Annotated in this window: 19 protein-coding genes and 1 tRNA gene; 14 read left to right on the forward strand and 6 right to left on the reverse strand. The window is 68.6% G+C overall.

Annotated features, from left to right (window positions below; all coding sequences use genetic code 11):
• Positions 1–3: 3 nt before the first annotated feature.
• Positions 4–1,983 carry a TPM domain-containing protein gene (locus AWC19_RS21350; RefSeq protein ID WP_085080013.1) on the reverse strand — a complete coding sequence of 660 codons (1,980 nt, stop codon included), beginning with the start codon at positions 1,981–1,983 and terminating at the stop codon, positions 4–6.
• Between the two features lie 63 nt (positions 1,984–2,046).
• On the opposite strand from AWC19_RS21350, the gene AWC19_RS21355 reads away from it, so the two are divergent.
• From AWC19_RS21355 to dnaG, 3 genes are read left to right on the forward strand one after another with little or no spacing between them, the layout of a single operon-like run.
• Complete coding sequence (locus tag AWC19_RS21355; RefSeq protein WP_085080015.1) at positions 2,047–3,324, forward strand: deoxyguanosinetriphosphate triphosphohydrolase; 1,278 nt, start codon at positions 2,047–2,049, stop codon at positions 3,322–3,324.
• A gap of 15 nt (positions 3,325–3,339) precedes the next feature.
• A complete protein-coding gene (sodC, locus tag AWC19_RS21360; protein WP_085080016.1) occupies positions 3,340–3,948 on the forward strand; it encodes a superoxide dismutase[Cu-Zn] in 609 nt (202 codons plus the stop codon).
• Between the two features lie 27 nt (positions 3,949–3,975).
• Positions 3,976–5,889, forward strand: a complete 1,914-nt coding sequence (gene dnaG, locus AWC19_RS21365) for a DNA primase (RefSeq protein WP_085080017.1) — start codon at positions 3,976–3,978, stop codon at positions 5,887–5,889.
• Here the strand turns inward: dnaG and AWC19_RS21370 are convergent.
• Positions 5,864–6,154, reverse strand: coding sequence for a hypothetical protein (locus tag AWC19_RS21370; protein WP_085080086.1), 291 nt, complete (start codon positions 6,152–6,154; stop codon positions 5,864–5,866). The two genes, dnaG and AWC19_RS21370, sit on opposite strands and share 26 nt — an antisense overlap.
• A 142-nt stretch (positions 6,155–6,296) precedes the next feature.
• Between AWC19_RS21370 and AWC19_RS21375 the strand changes: the two genes are divergently transcribed.
• Positions 6,297–6,369: transfer RNA gene (locus AWC19_RS21375), tRNA-Asn, on the forward strand.
• 25 nt (positions 6,370–6,394) lie between these two features.
• Here the strand turns inward: AWC19_RS21375 and AWC19_RS21380 are convergent.
• From AWC19_RS21380 to AWC19_RS21395, 4 genes are all read right to left on the reverse strand, one after another.
• A complete protein-coding gene (locus tag AWC19_RS21380) occupies positions 6,395–6,640 on the reverse strand; it encodes an ANTAR domain-containing protein (protein WP_245849211.1) in 246 nt (81 codons plus the stop codon).
• A 284-nt stretch (positions 6,641–6,924) separates the two neighbouring features.
• Entirely contained in the window at positions 6,925–7,608 is a 684-nt protein-coding gene (cysE, locus tag AWC19_RS21385) for a serine O-acetyltransferase (protein ID WP_085080019.1), read from the reverse strand.
• Between the two features lie 2 nt (positions 7,609–7,610).
• The gene (cysK, locus tag AWC19_RS21390) at positions 7,611–8,543 is read right to left on the reverse strand and encodes a cysteine synthase A (RefSeq protein WP_085080020.1); all 933 of its coding nucleotides are present in this window, start codon (positions 8,541–8,543) and stop codon (positions 7,611–7,613) included.
• Positions 8,544–8,553: 10 nt separating this feature from the next.
• Positions 8,554–9,846 carry a thioester domain-containing protein gene (locus AWC19_RS21395; protein ID WP_085080022.1) on the reverse strand — a complete coding sequence of 431 codons (1,293 nt, stop codon included), beginning with the start codon at positions 9,844–9,846 and terminating at the stop codon, positions 8,554–8,556.
• A gap of 385 nt (positions 9,847–10,231) precedes the next feature.
• Between AWC19_RS21395 and AWC19_RS21400 the strand changes: the two genes are divergently transcribed.
• The 10 genes from AWC19_RS21400 to AWC19_RS21445 all read left to right on the forward strand — a co-directional run bounded on the left by AWC19_RS21400 (position 10,232) and on the right by AWC19_RS21445 (position 22,508).
• The gene (locus AWC19_RS21400; RefSeq protein ID WP_085080023.1) at positions 10,232–11,155 is read left to right on the forward strand and encodes a family 2A encapsulin nanocompartment shell protein; all 924 of its coding nucleotides are present in this window, start codon (positions 10,232–10,234) and stop codon (positions 11,153–11,155) included.
• The gene (locus tag AWC19_RS21405) at positions 11,142–13,127 is read left to right on the forward strand and encodes a family 2A encapsulin nanocompartment cargo protein cysteine desulfurase (RefSeq protein ID WP_085080025.1); all 1,986 of its coding nucleotides are present in this window, start codon (positions 11,142–11,144) and stop codon (positions 13,125–13,127) included. The genes AWC19_RS21400 and AWC19_RS21405 overlap by 14 nt, the downstream gene beginning before the upstream one ends.
• 401 nt (positions 13,128–13,528) lie before the next feature.
• Positions 13,529–14,299 (forward strand): MlaE family ABC transporter permease, encoded by a 771-nt coding sequence (locus tag AWC19_RS21410; protein WP_085080026.1) that lies wholly within the window; start codon positions 13,529–13,531, stop codon positions 14,297–14,299.
• Positions 14,296–15,144 (forward strand): ABC transporter permease, encoded by an 849-nt coding sequence (locus AWC19_RS21415; protein ID WP_085080028.1) that lies wholly within the window; start codon positions 14,296–14,298, stop codon positions 15,142–15,144. Before AWC19_RS21410 ends, AWC19_RS21415 begins: the two co-directional genes overlap by 4 nt.
• A 4-nt stretch (positions 15,145–15,148) precedes the next feature.
• Positions 15,149–16,417: an MCE family protein gene (locus AWC19_RS21420; RefSeq protein WP_085080030.1), complete on the forward strand. Its 1,269-nt coding sequence runs from the start codon at positions 15,149–15,151 to the stop codon at positions 16,415–16,417.
• Positions 16,414–17,445 carry an MCE family protein gene (locus tag AWC19_RS21425; RefSeq protein ID WP_085080032.1) on the forward strand — a complete coding sequence of 344 codons (1,032 nt, stop codon included), beginning with the start codon at positions 16,414–16,416 and terminating at the stop codon, positions 17,443–17,445. Before AWC19_RS21420 ends, AWC19_RS21425 begins: the two co-directional genes overlap by 4 nt.
• Positions 17,442–18,611: an MCE family protein gene (locus AWC19_RS21430; protein WP_142281332.1), complete on the forward strand. Its 1,170-nt coding sequence runs from the start codon at positions 17,442–17,444 to the stop codon at positions 18,609–18,611. Before AWC19_RS21425 ends, AWC19_RS21430 begins: the two co-directional genes overlap by 4 nt.
• Positions 18,611–19,918 carry a virulence factor Mce family protein gene (locus AWC19_RS21435; protein WP_372508647.1) on the forward strand — a complete coding sequence of 436 codons (1,308 nt, stop codon included), beginning with the start codon at positions 18,611–18,613 and terminating at the stop codon, positions 19,916–19,918. The genes AWC19_RS21430 and AWC19_RS21435 overlap by 1 nt, the downstream gene beginning before the upstream one ends.
• Entirely contained in the window at positions 19,915–21,036 is a 1,122-nt protein-coding gene (locus AWC19_RS21440; RefSeq protein ID WP_085080035.1) for an MCE family protein, read from the forward strand. Before AWC19_RS21435 ends, AWC19_RS21440 begins: the two co-directional genes overlap by 4 nt.
• Positions 21,036–22,508 carry an MCE family protein gene (locus AWC19_RS21445; protein ID WP_085080037.1) on the forward strand — a complete coding sequence of 491 codons (1,473 nt, stop codon included), beginning with the start codon at positions 21,036–21,038 and terminating at the stop codon, positions 22,506–22,508. Before AWC19_RS21440 ends, AWC19_RS21445 begins: the two co-directional genes overlap by 1 nt.
• The last annotated feature ends 13 nt before the right edge of the window (positions 22,509–22,521 follow it).

Here is a 22,521-nt window from a genome sequence, read left to right on the forward strand (position 1 = left end):
GGCTCAGAATCGGCCACCGCCACCCATCAAGCCGCCGCCTGAGGAGCCGCCGGACCAGCCCGACGACCCGAACGACGTCGGGCTCCAGCCGCCGAACCCGCCGCGCATCCCCGCGCCGAGCAGGTCGCCGATGATGATGCCGCCGATCATCGCGCCGGCGTCGCTGCCTCCCCGGCGCGCGTAGCGGCGCTGGGCCTGTTGCACGTCGGCGTTGGCGAGGGCCTGCGCCTGCGCGGCGAGCGTGGACGCCGCGTCGGCGTGGGCGATCGCGTCGGTCAGGTCGGCCGATCGGCCAGCCTGCGCGGCCTCGAGGTGGCGCTCGGCCTCGGCGAGCCGCGTGCGGGCCTCGGCCCCGATGCTGCCCCGGCGGGTGTCGACGTATTCGGAGACGCCGCGCACGCGCGCCTGGGCGGTGAACAGCGCCTGCTCGAACCGGCGGCTCATCCGCTCGGCGTTCGCCTGCTCCTGGGCGACGGCGGCCAGGACCCGGTCGAGGTCGGCGTCGGCCTTGGTCAGCCGGGCGAACGCGCCGAGCGGATCGGCGGAGCCGGCGGCGCTGCGCCAGTGCTCCACAGCGCCCGCCGCGGCGTCGCGCGCGGCGGCCAACTCGGCGGCGTGCGCGGATTTCGGCGCCCGGCGCAGCTGCTCGTCGGCCCGGTTCACCCCTGCCCGGGTGTCGGCGACGAGCGAGGGCAGCGCGGCCACGGCGTGGTTGATGTCGCCGGCCGCGTTGTCGATCCCATCCAGCAGCGTCCTCGCTTGCCCGAGCGCCGACTCGGCGGCGCGGACGGCGTCCACCAGCGGGCCCTGCTGTCCGCGCTCCACGGAGTCCAACTGGCGCGCCGTGCCGATGTTGCGGTCGGCGCACGCGAGCCGCTCCTTGGCGCCGGCGATGTTGCCGGCCACCGACGCCAGCGCCGCGGCGCCGAATTCGTCGTGCAGCTCGACCAGCCGCCGCTCGGCCGGTTCGATGCGGGCCGTGAGTTCGACATACCGCTTGGTCAGCGCGTCCAGACGCGACGGGGCGTTGATGACCAGGTCCCGCAGCTTCTCGAACGCCTCGGCCTGCGACTCGAGTTCGCGGTCTGCGCGCGCCGCCGACACGATCGCCCGGGTCAGCATCTCGCGCCGCTGCGCGGGGGTCTCGGGCACGCTGTCGTCGAGCTGATGACGGACCGTAAACGCTTGCGCCAGCGCCGCTTTGGCGTTGGTGACCGCGTCGGTGAAGGGCCGGGTCCGTTCCTCGCCGAACTCGTCGACCGCCAGCGCGAGCTCGTTGGCGCTGGTGCGCACCGCGTTGTCGACCGCCACCACCTTCTCCCGCGACAGGTCGTCGAGCGCCTCCAAAGGGACGGCGGCCAGCGCGGTCGCGTCGGTGGGGTCGACGTGCCGCGCCGCGGCCAGGGCCGCGGCTCGGCGTCGGTTGCGCCGATAGCGCATCACCGCCAACAGGACGCCCAGGGTGACGGCGACGACGCCCAGCGCGACCAGAAGCGTCACCCGGGCCGAGGAACGGGGCGGCGCGTCGAGGCCGTCGGCCGCCGCGACCGCGGCGCCGCTCCAGTCGCCGTCGTGCAGCGCCGGCTCGATCTCGTCGCGCCGAAGCGCCTCGACCTGCCTGGCGGTGACGCTCTTGATCGCCGACGGCACCAAGAACGCGTATGCGCGGCCGGTGGTGGCCACGGCGAGCAGCGCGTCGTAGTCGCCCAGGTCGCTGGCGCCTCGCGTGGCCTTCGCCCAGTCCAACGCGCCCCGGCCGCCGAAGTCGTCGACGTAGACCACCCACAGCCGGATGTGACGATCGGAGTAGAGCTTGTCGACGGCCGACGTGACGGCGCTGCGCCCGGACCCCGACAGGGCGTTAGCGTTGTCGGTGACCTGATCCGAAAGCCGTAGCGGCGGCTGCGCGGCGGCCGCCGGCGCCAGCAGCAGCGCCGCGATGACGACCGTCAGGAGAACGCCGGTCAGCCGGCCTGTGCGCATAGGTCAATTTAGCCCGGCCCCGTTCCGTCGAACCCTGGCAGACTGTGCGGCGGTGATTAAAAAGTGACCACTACTCAGCACGACGCCTATGACGACTTCGACCGTCAGCGGCTGGTACCCGAAGCGCCGAAGACGGCGGGTCTGCCCGGGACCGAGGGCCAGCACCGCACCGACTTCGCGCGCGACCGGGCCCGGGTGTTGCACAGCGCGGCGCTACGCCGGCTGGCCGACAAGACGCAGGTGGTCGGCCCGCGCCAGGGGGACACCCCGCGCACCCGCTTGACGCACTCGCTGGAGGTCGCCCAGATCGGGCGCGGAATGGCGGTGGGGTTGGGCTGCGACCTCGACCTGGTGGAGCTGGCCGGCCTGGCCCACGACATCGGGCACCCGCCGTACGGCCACAACGGCGAGCGCGCGCTCGACGAGTTCGCGGCGGCGCACGGCGGCTTCGAAGGCAACGCGCAAAACTTTCGCATCCTGACCAGCCTGGAGCCCAAAGTGCTTGACGCACAAGGCAACAGCGCGGGCTTGAACCTGACCCGGGCGTCCCTGGACGCGGTCACCAAATATCCGTGGACCCGTGACGAGGGGCTCGCGGAAGGCAGGGCGAAGTTCGGCTTCTACGAGGAGGATCGCCAGCCGGCGGCCTGGGTGCGCCAGGGGGCGCCGGCGGACCGGACCTGCCTGGAGGCCCAGGTGATGGACTGGGCCGACGACGTGGCGTATTCGGTCCACGACGTCGAGGACGGCGTCGTCTCCCAGCGCATCGACCTGCGCGTGCTGGCCGACGACGACGAGGTGGCCGCGCTGGCCAGGCTGGGCGAAAACGAATTCCCGCGGGTCAGCGCAGGCGACCTGATGGCGGCCGCGCGCCGGCTGTCGGGGCTGCCGGTGGTCGCCGCCGTCGGCAAGTACGACGCCACGCTGGCGGCGTCGGTCGCGCTCAAGCGCCTGACCAGTGAACTGGTCGGCAGGTTCGCCTCGGCCGCCATCGCGACCACGCGGGCGGCCGCCGGTGCCGGGCCCCTGGTGCGCTACCGCGCCGACCTGCAGGTCCCCGACCTGGTGCGCGCCGAGGTCGCCCTGCTGAAAATTCTGGCGTTGCAGTTCATCATGTCGGACCCGCGGCACCTGGAAACCCAAGCGCGGCAACGCGAACGCATCCACCGGGTGGCGCACTGGCTGCACGCCGGGGCCCCCCGCACGCTCGATCCGGTATTTGCTGCGGCGTTCAACGCCGCTGCCGACGACCGCGCCCGGCTGCGGGTCATCGTCGACCAGATCGCGTGCTATACCGAGGGCCGGCTGGAGCGCATCGACGTCCGGCAGGCAAGCGGTTAGCGCTACGCTCCCGTCATGACCAAACTCACCGGCGTTGCCACCCTGTTGCTGTCGCTTCCCGTCGTGGCCGTGAGCGCGTGCAGCTCGCCCCAGCATGCGAGCACCCAGCCGGGCACCACACCCGGGATCCACAGCGATTCCCCCGCCTCGTCGGCGACATCGAGCGCCGCAGCCCCCGGCCCGGGCGCGCTGTCGGCGCAGCTGAAAACGGCCGACGGCCGCGAAGTGGCCACGGCCACCTTCGATTTCGCCAACGGCTACGCGACCATCACCGTCAAGACGACCGCGGCCGGCATCCTGACGCCGGGTCTGCACGCGATGCACATCCACGCCGTCGGCAAATGCGAGCCCAACTCGGTGGCACCCACCGGGGGCCCGCCCGGCAACTTCCTGTCGGCCGGCGGCCACTTCCAGGCGCCCGGACACACCGGGATGCCCGAAAGCGGCGACCTGACGTCGCTCGAGGTGCGTCAGGACGGCTCCGGCTACCTGGTGACGACGTCCGACGCGTTCACCAGGGACCAGCTGCTGGCCGGCGAGAAGACCGCGCTGATGATTCACGGCGCCGAGGACACCCCGGGCGCGGCGGACCGCATCGCGTGTGGGGTGATCGGGACGGGCTAGCCGCCGCGGTCGTCTTACACTGGGCCGATGGCTGGCCGGATCCCCGATCGTGACATCGCGGCGATCCGCGAACGGGTCCGCATCGAGGAAGTCGTCGGCGACTACGTGCAATTGCGGCGCGCCGGGGCCGACTCGCTGAAGGGGCTGTGCCCGTTCCACAACGAGAAGTCGCCGTCGTTCCATGTGCGCCCCAACCACGGCCACTTTCACTGCTTCGGCTGCGGCGAGGGCGGCGACGTCTACGCGTTCGTCCAGAAGATCGAGCATGTCAGCTTCGTCGAGGCGGTGGAGCTGCTCGCCGACCGGATCGGCCACACGATCAGCTACACCGGCCCGGCCACCAGCGTGCAGCGCGACCGCGGCAGCCGCAGCAGGCTCGTCGCGGCCAACGCGGCCGCCGCCGAGTTCTACGCCGCGGCGCTGCAGTCCGACGAGGCGGCACCGGCCCGCCAGTACCTGACCGAGCGCAACTTCGACGCCGAGGCGGCCCGCCGTTTCGGCTGCGGGTTCGCGCCGTCCGGCTGGGACTCGCTGACGAAACATCTGCAGCGCAAGGGCTTCGAATACAAGGAACTCGAGGCCGCGGGGCTGTCGCGGGAGGGACGGCGCGGCCCGATGGACCGCTTCCACCGTCGCCTGCTGTGGCCGATCCGCTCGCCGGCGGGCGAGGTGATCGGGTTCGGCGCCCGGCGGCTGTTCGACGACGACCCGATGGAGGCCAAGTACCTCAACACGCCCGAGACGCTGCTGTACAAGAAGTCGTCGGTGATGTTCGGGATCGACCTGGCCAAGCGCGACATCGCCAAGGGGCACCAGGCCGTCGTCGTCGAGGGCTACACCGACGTGATGGCGATGCACCTGGCCGGGGTCACCACCGCCGTCGCCTCCTGCGGCACCGCGTTCGGCGACGAGCACCTGGCCATGCTGCGCCGCCTCATGATGGACGACAGCTTCTTTCGCGGCGAGCTGATCTACGTGTTCGACGGCGACGCCGCCGGCCGCGCCGCGGCGATCAAGGCCTTCGACGGCGAGCAGAACCTGGCCGGCCAGTCGTTCGTCGCCGTCGCCCCGGACGGCATGGACCCCTGCGACCTGCGGCTGAAGTCGGGCGACGCGGCGCTGCGCGACCTGGTCGCCCGGCGAACCCCGTTGTTCGAGTTCGCCATTCGCACCACGCTCGCCGAGATGGACCTGGAAAGCGCCGAGGGCAGGGTCGCCGCGCTGCGTCGCTGCGTGCCCATGGTGGGCCGGATCAAGGACCCCACGCTGCGCGACGAGTACGCCCGCCAGCTCGCCGGCTGGGTCGGATGGGACGACGTCGCACAGGTCATCGGCCGGGTGCGCTCCGAGGCCAAGAAATCCAAGGCGCCGGTCCGGGTCTCGGGCAACGTCGGCGGGGGCGGGAGGGCTTCGGCCGCGGCGGCGCCGGCCCGGCCCGCCGCCACGCGCCCCGATCCGCGCGACCCGACCCTGTGGCCCCAGCGGGAGGCGCTCAAGTCGGCGCTGCAGTACCCGGCGCTGGCCGGGCCGGTGTTCGACACGCTGACCGTCGAAAGCTTCACCCACCCCGGCTACGGGGCCGTGCGCGCGGCCATCGAGGCGGCCGGGGGAACCTCGAGCGGCCTCACCGGGGCGGAGTGGATCGAGGCGGTGCGCCAGCAGACCACGTCGGCCCTGACCGCGAGCCTGATCAGCGAGCTAGGGGTGGAGGCGGTGGCGGTCGACGACGACAAGCTGCCGCGCTACATCTCCGGCGTGCTGGCTCGCCTGCAGGAAGTGTGGATGGGCCGCCAGATCGCCGAGGTGAAGTCCAAGCTGCAGCGGATGTCGCCGATCGAGCAGGGCGACGAGTATCACGCGCTGTTCGGTGACCTGGTCGCGATGGAGGCGTATCGGCGCAGCCTGCTGGAGCAGGCTAGCGGCGACGATCTGACGGTGTGAGTGCCGCGTCGGCCGGCCGCTCGGCAAGGGTCTGCTCGCCGCGATCCATCACGGCCGTCCCGTCGTCGATAGCGGCCACGGTGACAAAACCGGTGTCCGGGGAGATCGAGTTCGCGATCTTGCGGCGGCCGCGTTCGATCACCGACTTGGCCAGGGGGCTGCTGGTCAGCGCGCGATAGGTGCCGACGAGCTGCTCGTATCGGCGCCGGCCGGCCTTCGCGCCCAGCACGTAACCCAGTCCAAGCACCACGACATATCGGATCAAAGCGTTCCTCCCGACGATCGATGGCTCCATCCTGCCTCACGCGGGCGGGTGCTTGCGCGTCGATCCGGGATGGAGGTGGCCCCTTCCCTCTACTTGGGTTCGGGCGAGCCAGTACGCTAGAGTCGTCCCGCGATCGGGTTAGTCCCCTGTAGCTCAATTGGCAGAGCGTTCGGCTGTTAACCGATAGGTTCCTGGTTCGAGTCCAGGCGGGGGAGCAAAGCTTCGGCCGAGCCATGTCGGTCACAGCAAGTAGGTCAGACCCCACTCCTTTTCCGCGGCAAGGCGCGCCTCGGTGACGCCGATCTCCGTTTCGGCCTCGCCGCTGGCCAGGGCCACCAACGCCGCGGCGAGCCTGAACAGCGGCACGTGCTGCCGCTCGCTGGCGGCCAGCAGCTCCCGAAACGCGGCCTGGGTACTGCACCTGCGCCAGCCGACGAGTATCCCTACCGCCGTATCGAGAGCTCGACTGGTTTGCTGACGGCTCACGTCCAACTGTTGCCGGCTGGCAAGACTTTCCATCATTGCGGACCACCCCTTTTGTGAATTATATTGTGACGCAACGCGATAGCGCATCGGATGCTCATCGCACCCCCGGTGGGAATCGACGCTCGAACGTCGAAAGCCGTCAGCAAGACCGACAACAGCGCCCGGCGCAGCGGCGCGTCGCGGCGAAACGCCCTCGGGCCTGTGGCATGGCACCACTATAGGGCATCGGGGCCGGGTGGCTATCACCAAATTGTTTGGCTCACAAGGGATTTAAACCTTGATCGTCAGATGGAGAAGTCCTCGCCGTGCCACACCCCGGCCTCCGGTGGGCGGATCACGCGGCCGGTCTGCGTGCCGTCGTTCAACGCCTCCAGCCGGGCCACCCTGGTCAGCAGGGACTGCAGGCTCACACCGACCAGGTCGGGCATCATCGAGTCGTCCGGGCTGCCCCGGCCGGCCCGGCTGATCACCTGGCCAGGGACCCCCACCACCACGGAACTGGACGGCACCGGCTTGACCACTACGGCGTTGGCGCCGATCCGGCTGTCGTCGCCGATCTTGATCGCGCCGAGGACCTTGGCCCCGGCGCCGATGGTCACGCGGTCGCCGACGGTGGGGTGGCGCTTTCCAGTGTCCGTGCCGCTGCCGCCGAGGGTGACGCCGTGGTACAGCGTGACGTCCTCGCCGACCTCGGCCGTCTCGCCGATCACCACGCCGGTCGCATGGTCGATGAACAGACCCGGGCCGAGGACGGCGCCCGGATGGATGTCGACCCCGGTCAGGACGCGGGTGAGCTCCGCGAACGCCCGGGCGGCGAGCCGGAATCCGCGGTTCCACAGCCGATGGCTGATCCGGTGGCCCCAGATGGCGTGCACGCCCGGGTACGCGACGATGACCTGCAGCGTGGTCGGCCGGGCGGGGTCCCGCTCCCGGGCCGCCCGGATGTCCCGCCGCATGGCCGCGAGCATGGTCAATCCGCCAGGTCGGCGAAGAGCGGGGTGCTCAGGTACCGCTCGCCGAAGTCGGGCAGCACGACCACGATCAGCTTGCCGGCGTTCTCGGGCCGGCGCGCCACCTGCAGCGCGGCCACCGCCGCCGCGCCCGAGGAGATGCCGACCAGCAGCCCCTCCTCGGCGGCCAGGCGCCGGGCCAGGTTCAGCGAGTCCTCGTTGCCGACCGTGATGACCTCGTCGACCAGGTCGAGGTCGAGGACCGGCGGGACGAACCCCGCGCCGATGCCCTGGATGGGGTGCGGCCCCTTCTGGCCGCCCGACAGCACCGGCGACGCGGCCGGCTCCACGGCGATGAATTGCACCGAGGGCTTGCGTTCCTTGATCACCTGGGCCACCCCGGTGATGGTGCCGCCGGTGCCGACCCCGGAGACGAAGATGTCGACCTTGCCGTCGGTGTCGCGCCACACTTCCTCGGCGGTCGTCGCGCGGTGGATCGCCGGGTTGGCCGGGTTCTCGAACTGCTGGGGCACGAAGTAGCGCTGGTCGCTCTTGGCCAATTCTTCGGCCTTGGCGATGGCGCCCGGCATCCCGTCGGCACCGGGGGTCAGCACCAGTTCCGCCCCGTAGGCGCGCAGCAGCATCCGCCGCTCGATGCTCATCGTCTCGGGCATGGTCAGCACGATGCGGTACCCCCGCGCCGCGCACACCATCGCCAGCGCGATGCCGGTGTTTCCGCTTGTGGGCTCCAGGATGATGGTGTCCGGCTTGATCAGGCCGGCCTGCTCCGCGGCGTCCAACATCGCGACCCCGATGCGGTCCTTGACGCTGTTTGCCGGGTTGAAGAATTCCAGCTTGGCCACGACGTCGGCGGCGGCGCCGTCGGTGACCCGGCGCAGCCGGACCAGCGGCGTGTTCCCAATTAGCTGTGTGACGTCCTCGGCGATGCTCATGAAACTCCCCTCAGGCGATGTTGGTACAAGCGTCGTCGGTTTGCCAGGCGATGTCGAATTCGATCGCGACATCGGTGGGCACGGTCAGGGCGATCGGCGTGAATCGGTGTCCTGCCTCCGCAAGCGCCTCGCCGGTCAATACCCGCCCGGTGAGGTCATGCGGTGTCGTCGCGGTCACCGTCGCTGCGGACGCGCCCGGTGCGGGACGCAGATAAAAGTCCGTTCCCGGCTCAACGAGGTCGTCGAGGCTCAAACCGTCGGCGCCGACGAGCGCGTGCCCGTCGGGGACGCTGAGCCTCAATGGGATTCGCACCTGGAACGGTCCTATGAGTTCGGGGTAGGCGGTTGCATGGGTATCGACCAGTCGCGTCTCGTCGGGGCTGCGCACAGCCTTTGTCGCCCCGGTGAGTAGGTAATTGTAGAGGTGCACGATCCGGTCGGCATTGCGATAGTGGCGCGCGCCGGTCAGCCAGAAGTGGACGTCGCAGATCGTCGTGCCGGCGCGCTCGGTTGTCGCGAGCTCGGTTGTCGCGACCAACCGGTAATAGCGGTAGCCGCGGCCGCCGCCGCTGTGGCTGCTGGCCGAAAGCGTGCTGCCGACGCCAAGCGTGCGGCGATAGTGAGTGGTACCGGCATCGAGGGTCAGGCTCGAACCCGAAACATCCTGCCACACAAGGCCATCGATGGACTTCTGCAGATTGATGACACCGGCCGCGCCGGCGGCCGTCGACACCGAGTAGCCGCCCAGCTGTGGTTGCCCGTCGAATTCGAAGGTGATCACCGGGCCAGGTCCCCGTTTTTCGGCGACGGGGACGTTCAGCGGTCGGGTGTCGAGCGCCAGGCCGTTGGTGAAATGCCAGATCGCCGCCTGGGTCGCGGCGATTGCCTCGTGTTCGCTGATGTTGGCCGATCCCATGGGGTAACCGGCTTGGCGGAGGTGCTGGCTCAGCTCGGCGGTCGAGCGGAGGGGAAAGGAGTTGCGCAGGATCCAGTCGACCTGGGCTTCCGAGCCGCGCGCGCGCAGGTGAGGCTGGGTAGACCAGCTCCCCAGGCGGTAGCGCGACGGGTGCTGCGGGGCGATGCCGGTGAAGTCCAGCGAGTAGGCGCGCAGGTTGGGGTTGACCCTGATCAGGTCGGTGCGGGCGGTGCTGCCGTCGGTGAAGACGATCGTGTCCACGGTGTGGGAGTAGGTGCCTCCCCGAAAGCGCGTCATGTGGGTGACTTCGGTGGCCGGCCGCACCAGTACGCGGCGACGGGTCGCCACCCCCGCCGGGGCACGGGTGGGCAGGGACAATACGGTCATGGCTGGTCGATCTTCCTGGAAACTGGCCAAAATTTGACGGGGCGCTCACAGCCGGCCGGACGGGCCAATGCCCAATCCGATTACGGGTAAAGCGCGTGGATTTCTACAGCGTCAGCAGCATTAGGAAATCAACGACAGCAACAACAACAGCCCAGGACGACGCGGCGCGAAGGAATGAAGCGCGGCAGTGCGGCTTGTTGCATGCGCCCCACTATAGGGCAGGTCCGCATTTGGGCGGTTCTACCCCCTTCGGCTCACCGCCGTGGTAAACCGTTCGCCCCTCGCCTGCCATCACCTAGGCTCGGCGCGCGGACGCAGCCACAGTGGGCGATCATGGACCCACCGCACCCGCTGCCGTGTTCGGCCAAGCAACGGAAGGATCAGGATGACGTCGGCTCAAAACGAGTCCCAGGCCCTCGGCGACCTCGGCGCCCGGCAACTCGCCAACGCCACCAAGACCGTCCCGCAGCTGTCGACCATCACGCCGCGGTGGTTGCTGCATCTGCTCAGCTGGGTGCCGGTGGAAGCGGGGTTGTACCGGGTGAACCGCGTAATCAATCCGGAGCGGGTCGCGATCAAGGCCGAAGCCGGTGCGGGCACCGAGGAACCGCTCCCTGAAACCTACGTCGACTACGAGACGAGCCCGCGCGAATACACGCTGCGCAGCATTTCCACCCTGGTCGACATCCATACCCGGGTCTCCGACCTGTACTCCAGCCCGCACGACCAGATCGCCCAGCAATTGCGGCTGACCATCGAGACGATCAAGGAGCGCCAGGAGTTCGAACTGGTCAACAGCCCCGAATACGGGCTGCTCGCGCAGGCGACGCCCGAGCAGACGATCGAGACGCTGGCCGGGGCCCCAACGCCCGACGACCTGGACGCGCTGATCACCAAGGTCTGGAAGACGCCCAGCTTTTTCCTCACCCACCCGCTCGGCATCGCCGCGTTTGGCCGCGAGGCCACCTACCGGGGCGTGCCACCGCCCGTCGTCAGCCTGTTCGGTGCGCAGTTCATCACCTGGCGCGGCATCCCACTGATCCCGTCTGACAAGGTGCCGGTGGAAGACGGCAAGACCAAGTTCGTCCTGGTGCGCACCGGCGAGGAACGCCAGGGCGTCGTGGGCCTGTTCCAGCCGGGCTTAGTTGGCGAGCAGGCACCGGGCCTGTCGGTGCGGTTCACCGGCATCAACCAGTCGGCCATCGCGACCTACCTGGTCACGCTGTACACGTCCCTGGCCGTGCTCACCGACGACGCGCTGGCCGTGCTCGACGGTGTCGCCGTGGACCAGTTCCATGAGTACAAGTGAGTACCGAGCGGTAGACGCCGAAAGCGACCTGCCGATCAGCGCCGCCGAACTCGCGGCGCTGGCCAGCCAGCTGTACGCGGCCAGCATCCGGCCGGGTCCCGACAGCCCACCGCAGACGGCGCCGGTGGCCCCACGCGGCGGCGTGCCGGACACGACGGCGGTGACCTCGGCGGGCCAGACTGCGGCGGGCACCGCCGACGTGTACCCGGCTCCGCTCCCGCCCCTCGGCGTCACCGACATCTACGTTCCGGCGCCGACGTCGCCCGGGCCCGAAGCGCCGCCGCAGACGGTGCCCGTGGCCCCGCGCGGCGGTGTGCCCGACGTCACCGCCGGGACTTCGGCCGGGCGGGCGGCCGCCGGCGCGGCCGACGTGTATCCGTCGCCGGTCCCGGCGCTCGACGTCACGGACATTTACGTTCAGGCGCCGACGTCGCCCGGGCCCGAAGCGCCGCCGCAGACGGTGCCCGTCGCCCCGCGCGGCAGTGTGCCCGACGCGACGGCGGCGCCGTCGGTCGACGGCCTCACCGATCCCTACCTCCGGCCTGATGATGTGAGCGCGTTCGCGGTGCCCACCCACGGCATTGTCCCCACCGTGCCGGGCTGGCCACCCCAGGCACCGTCGGTGAGCGATCTGGGGTGGTCGGCCGCCGCGCCCGCCAGCCCGCATGCACCCGCCGGCGATGAGCACAACTACTACTTCCTGACCGCGGCCGAGCCGGTGCCGTCCTTGCCGGACGAGCACGAGGTGTTCGATGTCAACGCGATCCGGGCGGATTTCCCGATCCTCAATGAGACCGTCAACGGAAAGCCGCTGATCTGGTTCGACAACGCCGCGACCACGCAGAAGCCGCAGGCGGTCATCGACCGGCTAGCGTATTTCTACGTCCACGAGAACTCCAACATCCACCGCGCCGCACACGAATTGGCGGCTCGGGCCACCGATGCCTACGAGGAAGCGCGCGACACGGTCCGTCGGTTCATCGGCGCCGCCAGGGACGAAGAGATCGTGTTCGTGCGCGGCACCACCGAAGCGATCAACCTGGTGGCTCATGCATGGGGCGGCAAGCATCTGCAACCCGGCGACGAGATCGTCATCACCCACCTCGAGCACCACGCCAACATCGTTCCCTGGCAACTGATTTCACAGAAGACGGGCGCTATTCTCAAGGTGGCGCCGGTGGACGACGCCGGCAACCTGTTGTTGAGCGAATTCGAGGAGCTGCTTGGTCCGCGGACGAAGCTGGTGGCGGCCAGCCAGGTGTCCAACGCCCTGGGCACCGTAGTCCCGGTGGACAAGGTCGTTGAATTGGGCCACCGCTACGGTGCGCGGGTCCTGATCGACGCCGCCCAGTCGATCCAGCATCTACCCGTCAACGTTTCGGAGCTCGGCGCCGACTTCCTGGTGTTCTCCGGGCACAAGATCTACGGCCCCACCGGGATCGGCGTCCTCTACGGCACCGAGGAAGCCCTGACCGAGACACCGCCGTGGCAGGGCGGTGGCCACATGATCGCAGATGTCACACTGGAACGCTCGCTGTATCAAGGGATTCCAAGCAAGTTCGAGGCAGGCACCGGCAACATCGCCGACGCCATCGGGCTGGCGGAGGCGTTGCGCTACGTGGAGCGGTTGGGTGTCGAGCGCATCGCTGCCTATGAGCACAACCTGTTGGACTACGCGACGCCGCGGCTGGCCGACATCCCCGGTGTCCGCCTGGTGGGCACGGCGACCGAGAAGGCCAGCGTGTTGTCCTTCGTGTTGGCGGGCCACGAGCCGCTGGAAGTGGGCAAGGCGCTCAACGCCGAAGGCATCGCGGTGCGCGCGGGTCATCACTGCGCGCAGCCGGTCCTGCGGCGCCTCGGGCTGGAGGCCACCGTGCGCCCGTCGTTCGCGTTCTACAACACAATCGAGGAGATCGACGTCTTCCTGCGGGCGGTGCGCCGAATCGCTGAGGGCGGCACCAACGTCGGCTGAAGGCCCGCACCCGACAGCGCAAGGCGCTCAGACTGAGCAAAACCCTTTCTCTGGCAACGACTTACGAACAGTGTCGTTAGATGGCGTTGGCTCGACGGGGCGGTGCGGTGCGCGCTCCCGGGCCGCGTCACCGATACTTTTGCCACGGCCACTGCAGCACCGGAGTAGCCAGGGCGCCACCGACTTGCGACCACATTTCTTCTGGTTGATTGCAAATCTCACGCCGGGCATGCTTTGTCCCTAGATTCTTCGCGTGGTCTATGCGCTAAAAGTGACGCCGCTGTCGGCGTGCAAACGAGGCTGATGCCTTTGGGCCGGCGAATTGCATGCGGATTGAATGTATTACCGAATCGGGGGACCGGATTGAGCCAGTTGCACCGACGGCGGGCTGAGCAGGCCCCATGACGGCCGGCGCGGCCATCGCGAAGCCGATGAACGCGGTCGGCCAGTTCTTCTTGCTCAGCATCGAATCACTGGTTGCCGTGGTGCGGGAGCCGTGGGCATGGCGGGAGCTGCTCGAGCAGATCTGGTTTGTCGCACGGGTTTCGATCTTCCCGACGATCATGCTGTCGATCCCATACACCGTGCTCATCGTCTTCGTCCTCAACATCCTGCTCGTCGAGATCGGCGCCGGTGACCTCTCTGGCGCCGGCGCCGCGCTGGCGTCGGTGACCCAGGTCGGGCCGGTCGTCACGGCAATGGCCGTGGCGGGCGCCGGATCGACCGCAATGTGTGCCGACCTCGGCGCGCGCACCATTCGCGAGGAAATCGACGCCATGAAGGTGATCGGCGTCAATCCGATTCAGGCGCTTGTCGTTCCGCGCATCATCGCCGCGACCTTCGTCGCGTTGCTGCTGTACTCGGTGGTCGCGGTCACCGGGCTGACGGGCAGCTACATCTTCGTGGTCTTCGTTCAGCACGTCACGCCGGGCGCCTTCATCGCGGGGATGACGCTGGTCACGGGACTGCCCCAGGTGGTGATCTCGCTCATCAAGGCAACGCTTTTCGGAATGTCCGCCGGCCTGATCGCTTGCTACAAGGGCCTTTCGGTGGGCGGCGGCCCGACCGGTGTCGGCAACGCGGTCAACGAGACCGTGGTGTTCTCCTTCATGGCGCTGTTCTTCATCAACATCGTGGTCACCGCGCTCGGGGTGAAGGTGACCGCCAAATGACCGAAGCCGCACGCGAGCCGCTGTGGTTTGTCGCGCTTGCCCCTCGCTTGGTTACCGCCGCGCGCAGGCTGGGCGAGCAGACCGAGTTCTACGGAAAATCGTTGGCCGCCACCGCCGACGCGGTGCGGCGCTACCCGGGTGAGGTGCTGCGGCTGATCGCGGAGATGGGCATGGGCACCGGCGCGCTGGCGGTGATCGGGGGCACCGTCGGCATCATCGGCTTTTTGACGCTGACCACCGGCGCGCTGGTCGCGGTGCAGGGCTACGACACCTTGTCCAACATCGGCGTCGAGGCGCTCACCGGGTTCCTGTCGGCGTTCTTCAACGTCCGCATGATCGCACCCTGCACCGCGGGGGTGGCGCTGGCCGCCACGATCGGTGCGGGCACCACCGCTCAACTCGGCGCGATGCGCATCAACGAGGAGATCGACGCGCTGGAGGTCATGGGCATCCGCTCGATCACCTACCTGTCGTCGACCCGGATCATCGCCGGGATCCTGGTCGTCATCCCGCTTTACGCCGTCGCCGTGCTGATGTCGTTCTTCGCGGCCAAGTTCGGCACCATTTACATCTACGGCCAATCCCGCGGCGTCTACGAGCATTACTTCTCCACCTTTTTGCGCCCCACCGACTTGTTCTGGTCTTTCCTGGCGGCGCTGACGATGGCCGCGGGCGTGATGGTCGTGCACACCTACTACGGCTTCACGGCGACGGGTGGCCCCGCGGGTGTGGGGGAGGCGGTCGGCCGGTCGGTGCGGTCTTCGATGATCGTGACGGCGTTTGTGTGCCTGATGATTTCGCTGTCCATCTACGGGCAGTCCGGCAACTTCAACCTGTCGGGATGACCGCGTGAGCATTCATCGAGACGGTGGCCCGGGCACGCGGAACAGACTCCGCCGCAGCAGGATCGACCCGATCTGGTGGGCGCCCACGCTGTTCATCGTCGTCGGCGTGCTGATCGCGCTGACCGCCGCGTCGTTTTCAGGCAAGTTCAACGAATTCGTCCCGCTCACACTGGTGTCCGACCGGGCCGGCCTGGTGATGGAACAAGGCGCGAAGGTCAAGCTGCGCGGAGTGCAGGTGGGCCAGGTCGCGTCGATCGGTACGGACGTCAACGCGGCCCAGCTGCGACTAAAGATCGACCCGGGTCCGTTCAAATACCTGCCGAGCAACCTCGAAGCCGAAATCAAGTCCACCACCGCGTTCGGATCCAAGTACGTCGACTTGATCGTGCCGGACCAACCCAGCCACACACCCCTGAAGCCGGGCGCGGTGTTGCACTCCCGCAACGTCACCGTCGAAGTCAACACGGTTTTCGAAAACCTGCAGGCGGTCGTCACGGCCCTCGACCCGGCCAAGCTGAACGCGGTCCTGTCGGCGTTCGCCGAAGCGGTGCGCGGCAAGGGTGAGCGGATCGGCCACGCCATCACCGATTCCAACAACCTGTTGCTGAGCGTCAACCCCCGCATGGAAACGATCCACCGGGACTGGCGATTGTTCGGCAAGACCGCCGCCACGTATGCCGATGCCGCGCAAGACATCCTGTCGGTCCTCGACTCGGCGACCACCATCAGCAACACGCTCACCGAAAACCAGCGCTCGCTCGACACGCTGCTGTTGTCGGCGGCGGGCTTCAGCCAAGCCGGCATCAACGTCATCGGCCGAAACGAGGCCGACATCGTGCGATCCTTCAACCTCCTCGATCCGACCACCGTCCTGCTGAACAAGTACTCGCCGACGTATGCGTGCCTGTTCCAGGGCGCGCAATGGTATGTCGACCACGGCGGCCGAGACGCGTTGGGAGGCAACGGCTATTCGGTGATCCTCGACGCGGCGCTGCTGTTCGGCGACGACCCGTACCGGTATCCCAAGCACCTCCCCAAGGTCAACGCCACCGGCGGCCCGGGCGGCAAGCCCAGCTGCGGTTCACTGCCCGACCCGAGCGCCAACTTCCCGGTACGCGCGCTGGTCACCGACACCGGCTGGGGCGCAGCCCCGAACGAGATCCGCACCAACGTCGGCGTCGGCAATCCGTGGTGGGCCAACTGGTTCCCCGTCACGAAGAACCCGCCGGAACCGCCGCACTACTGGTACCGCGGGGGGCAGCCGCCGCCATGAAACGACAAACGACGTTCGCCATCATCCTGCGCGTCGGGATCTTCACGGCGATCTGCGTGGTGTTCACGTTCTCGCTGATCGCCGTGTTCGGCCAGCTGCGCTTCGAGGACCGCACCGGGTATCAGGCGGTGTTCACCAACATCTCCGGCCTGAAGTCGGGCAACTTCGTGCGCATCGCCGGGGTCGAGGTCGGCAAGGTCGGCGACCTCACCCTGCATCGCGACGGCACGGTCACCGTGGGCTTCTCGGTGGACAAGGGGGTGCGGCTCACCGAGGGCACCAAAGCCGTTGTGCGCTACGAAAACCTGATCGGCGACCGCTATCTCGCCCTCGAAGAGGGCCCCGGCCCGCCGCGCCGGTTGCCACCGGGCGCCACGATCCCGCTGGCACGGACCGCGCCCGCGCTGGACATCGATGCGCTGATCGGAGGCTTCCGGCCGCTGTTCCGCGCGCTGGATCCCGATCAAGTCAACGCCCTGTCCGGCGAGCTGCTGCGGATCTTCCAGGGCCAGGGCGGCACCCTGGCCTCCGTGCTCGCGCAGACGTCGATGCTGACCTCGACGCTGGCCGGACGCGGCGAGCTGATCGGGGAGTTGATCGCCAACCTGAACACCGTGCTGCACACGTTCGGTGCCCGCGACCGCGAGTTCTCCGAGGGGCTGGACAAGTTGTCGGAGTTCGTGAATGGGTTGGCGCAGCGCAAGGACGACATCTCCACCGGGCTGGCCTACATCAACGCGGCGACCGGGTCGGTCACCGACCTGCTCGTCCAGGCCCGCCAGCCGATCAAGGACGTCGTGCGGGAAACCGACCGCATGTCGGGACAGGTGACGTCGGACCGCGACTACGTCGACAACCTGCTCAAGCAGCTGCCCGACATCTACCAGGTGCTGTCCCGGCAGGGCCTCAACGGCGACTACTTCGGCTTCTACTTCTGCGAGGTGCTGCTCAAGCTCAACGGCAAGGGGGGCAACCCGATCTTCGTCAAACTGTTCGGCCAGCCCAGCGGGCGGTGCACGCCACGATGAAGCTGCCCAAGATCAAACCGCTCGGAACACGAAGCCCCTTGGTGGTCGGGGTGATGGGCACCGCGATCGTCACTTGCGTGGTCATCGCCGCATTCCAATACGACAAGCTGCCGTTCATCAAGGACACCAACGACTATTCGGCATACTTCTCCGAAGCCGGCGGCATCAAAACCGGCAGCACGGTTCGGGTCTCGGGGATGGGGGTCGGCAGGGTCTCCGACATCCGCTTGGAGGGCACCAAAATTCGCGTGGGCTTCACCGTGCGCAAGGGCATCGAGCTGGGCGACCGCACGGAAGCGGCGATCAAAACCGAGACCGTGCTGGGCAGCAAGATGCTCGAGCTCACGTCGCGCGGCGAAGGCAAACTCAGCGGCACCATCCCGCTGCAACGCACGCGCTCGCCCTACGACCTTCCCGACGCGCTGGGCGACCTCACCACCACGATCAGCGGCCTGGACACCGCCCAATTGTCCTCGGCGCTGGCGACATTGGCCGACACGTTCAAGGAGACACCGGCGGACCTCAAGCCCGCGCTGCAGGGCGTGGCGCGGTTTTCCGACACCCTCAACCATCGGGACGCGCAGCTGCGCAGCCTGCTGGGTAACGCCAACAAGGTCTCGGGCGTGCTCGGGCGGCGCAGCCAACAGATCGCCACCCTGGTGGCCGACTCCAACGCGCTGCTGGCGGCGCTGCTGGACGAACGCGATTCGCTCGACGCACTGATGAACAATCTGACCGCCGTGTCGCATCAGATCTCGGGGCTGGTCAACGACAACCGCTCTCAGCTCAAGCCGGCCCTCGACAAGCTCAACGGGGTGCTGGAAATCCTGGACAACCGCAAGCAGGACCTGCAGGCCACGCTGCCCAAGTTCAAACGCTACGCGATGTCGTTCGGCGAATGCCTGGGCTCCGGACCGTTTTTCAAGGCCTACGTGGCCAACCTGATCCCCGGGCAGATCAGCGGACCGACAATCGACGCGCGCATGTATGACCGGTTCTTGGATCCCAACCAGGGGCTGCCGTCGGAGTCGGTCGACCCGCCGACGGGCACCCCGCCGGTGCCGCCCGAGAACGGACCCCACCCGATCTGGTCCCAGCCGCCCTCGCCCGGGCCCGCGCCGGGCCCCCCGCCCGAGCCAGCATCCGCGGAAACGGGCGGCCAGTGATAAGCCGTCGCACCCTGCGGGCGCTGACCGGCATCAGCCTGGCCGCGACCCTGGTCGTAGCCTCGGTCCTGGTCGGCCCCAAGCTGTTCAGCAAGGCGCAGATGAACAGCTACACAGCGTATTTCGCCGAGTCCAACGGGCTGTTCGTCGGCGACGAGGTGCGCATCCTCGGCGTCGCCGTCGGCGTGGTGGACAAGATCGAGCCACAGCCCGCCGGCGCCAAGGTGACGTTCTTTGTGGACAAGCAGTACGCGGTGCCGGCCGACGCCCGCGCCGCGATCCTGTCGCCGTCGCTGGTGACCTCGCGCGCGATCCAGCTCGTCCCGGCCTACTCCGGCGGGCCCAAGCTGAGCCCGGGCGCCTCGATCCCGTTGAGCCGCACCGCGGTCCCCGTCGAGTGGGACGACTTCCGCAGGCAGCTCGAAAAGCTGACCGACGCCCTGCAGCCCGCCGCTCCCGGCGGGGTGAACTCGGTCGGAGAGTTCATCAACTCGGCCGCCGACAACCTGCGCGGCGAGGGTGACACCGCCCGCGACACGGTGCTCAAGCTCTCCGAGGCCATTTCGGCGCTCGGCGACCACGCCGACGACATCTTCAGCACCGTGCGCAACCTGCAGCTGCTGGTGTCGGCGCTGCACTCCAGCAGCGACCTGCTGGCCTCGTTCAACGAAAACCTGGCCGGCGTGACGACGGTGCTGAGCAACACCCCCAACGAGGTTGCCAACGCGGTGAAGGGCCTCGACGGGGCGCTCACCGACCTGCGCGACTTCCTGGCCGAAAACCGGGAATCGATCGGCGTCACGTTCGACCGGTTGGGTTCCATCACCACCGCGCTCAACGACAGCCGCGGCGATATCAAGCAGATCCTGCACATCGCCCCGACCGTGTTCCAGAACTTCCTCAACATCTACCAGCCGGCGCAGAGCGCAATGACCGGCATCATGGCGCTCAACAACTTCGCCGACATCCCGCAATGGATCTGCAGCTCGATCGAGGCCGCCTCCCGGGCGCGCCTGGACCGGGTGTCCAAGCTGTGCCTGCAATACGTCAACCCGATCATCAAAAACCGCATCTACAACTATCTTCCGTTCGGCCTCAACCCGTTCGTCGGGACGCAGGCCCGGCCGAACGAGATCACTTACAGCGAGGACCGGCTGCGGCCCGGCTACACGCCGCCCGAAGCGCCCCCGCCCGACGTTGCCCCTCCGCAGCCGCCGGCGCCCGCCGAGGCGCCGCCGGCGCCGCACGGCACGGTCGACTCGACGCAGGTGCTGCGCGACCTGATGCTGCCGACGGGAACGTCGTGAGGCGCGCGGTGCTTTCGGCGCTCTGCCTTGCCGGCATCGCCGCGCTGCCGGCCTGCGGATGGAAGGGGCTGAACTCGTTCACGCTGCCCGGCACCGCCGGCGGCGGCCCGGGCTCCTACACGATCCAGGCGCAGCTGCCCGACGTGGTCACCATTCAGGAGAACACCCGCGTCCGCGTCGACGACGTCAACGTCGGCAACGTCACGAAGATCGAGCTGCAGGACTGGCACGCCCTGGTCACCATGCGGATCAACGGCGACGTCCGCCTACCCGCCAACGCGACCGCCAAGCTCGGGCAGACCAGCCTGCTGGGCTCGATGCACATCGAACTCGCGCCCCCCAAGGACGAGCCGCCGGTCGGGCAACTCAAAGACGGCTCGGTGATCCCGTTGTCGCATGCGAGCATGTACCCGACCACCGAGCAGACCCTGGCGTCGGTGTCGATACTGCTCAACGGCGGCGGGCTGGGCCAGCTGCAGGAGATCACCCAGGCGATCGCCAAGGCGTTCGCCGGCCGCGAAAACGACATGCGCAGCCTGCTTTCCCAGCTCGACCAATTCATCGCCGGCACCAACGCCCAGACCGACGACATCATCGCGGCCTCCGAAAACCTCAACTCGCTGGCGGGCCAGGTCGCCGCCCAAGACCACGTCGTCGACCGGGCGCTGACGACGGTGCCGAAAGCGCTTGCCGTACTGGCCGACGAGCGGACCAAGATCGCCGAGGCCATCGATCAGCTGGGCAAGTTCAGCGCGATCGCGGCCGACACCATCCACCAGAGCAGGGAATCCCTGGTCAACAACCTGCGCAACATCGCGCCGGTGTTGCGGTCGCTCGCCGACGCCGGACCGGCGCTCACCAAGGGCCTGGACGGTTTGGTGACCTACCCGTGGCCGGCGTCGACGGTGCGGAACTGGTTCCGCGGCGACTACGCCAACCTCACCCTCGTCGTCGACCTGACGTTGAGCCGCATCGACCAGGGGCTCTTCACCGGGTCACGCTGGGAAGGCAACCTCACCCAGCTGGAGTTGCAGTGGGGCCGCACGATCGGCATGCAGCCCAGCCCGGCGACGGCCGGCAACCCGCTGACCTATCCGTACCATTTCGGGGGGTACTGATGCTGCGCCTGAACCGCCGCACGTGGATCCAGTTGTCGGTCTTGACGCTGGTGACCGTGGTGTCTTGTGGCGCAATGGCATTCAACTTCATGAAGCTGCCGGCGACCGTGTTCGGCATCGGGGAGTACCGGGTGACGGTCGACCTTCCGCAGTCGGGCGGGCTCTACCCGACGTCCGTTGTCACGTATCGCGGCACCGACGTGGGGCAGGTCAAGTCGGTCGAAGTCACCGCGACCGGGGTGCGCGCGGTGCTGGCCCTGCGCTCCGGGGTCGAGGTGCCCTCCGACGTCCAGGCCTCCGTGCACAGCCGCTCGGCGATCGGCGAACAGTACATCGAGCTCACGCCGCGGCCCGGCCAGGACGGGGAGCATGCGCGCTCGCTGCGCGCCGGCGACGTCATCCCCGCGGGCCGCGTCGACGTGCCCGTCGACATCGGCCGCTTGCTGGACCTGACCAACCGTGCCCTGCAAGCGATTCCGCGTGACAACCTGCGCACGGTGATCGACGAGTCCGACCGCGCCGTCAGCGGCCTCGGGCCGGAGCTGTCGCGAATCGTCGACGGGTCGACCGCCCTCGCGAGTGCCGGGGGCCGCACCGTCGACCCGCTCGCCACCTTGATCGACCAGGCGCCCGCGGTGCTCGACTCCCAGGTGCGGACGTCCGACGCCATCGCCACGTGGGCCAATCGGGCCGCGGCCATCACCGCCCAGTTCAAGGCGCAAGACGCGGCTCTGCGAGAGTTGTTGACGCAGGGCACATCCGGGGTGGCGGAGGGGCGCGCGCTGTTGGACCGGGTCGCGCCGGCGCTCCCGGTGTTGTTCGCCAATTTGGTGAGCCTGGGTGACATCGCCGTGGTCTACCGGCACGACATCGAACAGCTGCTGGTGCTGCTTCCGCAGGGCATCGCCGCCATGGCGGCCATCGTCGTGCCCAGCTCCAACGCCAAGCAGGAGTACCGGGGCGCCCAACTGGACTTCAACCTCAACGTCAACCTGCCGCCCCCCTGCACCACGGGATACCTGCCGCCCACCCAGCGCCGCTCGCCGGCCAGCGTGGACGCCCCGGACCGTCCCGCCGCGGACTTGTACTGCCGGGTGCCGCAAGATTCGGAGTTCAATGTCCGTGGCGTGCGCAACATTCCGTGCGAGGCAAAACCGTGGAAGCGGGCGCCGACGGTCGAGCTGTGCGAAAGCGACGAGGAGTACGTGCCGCTCAACGACGGCTACAACTGGAAGGGAGATCCCAACGCCACCTACAGCGGCCAGGGCGTGCCGATGTATCCGCCGGGCCAAGACCCGCGGCTGCCGCCCCCGCGGGGCACCGCGCCGGCGGGCCCGCCCCCTCTTGCGGTCGCGACCTACGATCCCGCCACCGGCGACTACATCGGTCCCGATGGACACCGCTACACCGAGGCGGACCTGGCGCACCCGCGCGCCAAAAACTGGCAGTCCCTGCTGGTTCCGCCGCAGTAAAACCCGAAGGAGC

Source organism: Mycobacterium palustre (assembly GCF_002101785.1).
GTDB classification, from domain to species: Bacteria; Actinomycetota; Actinomycetes; order Mycobacteriales; family Mycobacteriaceae; genus Mycobacterium; species Mycobacterium palustre.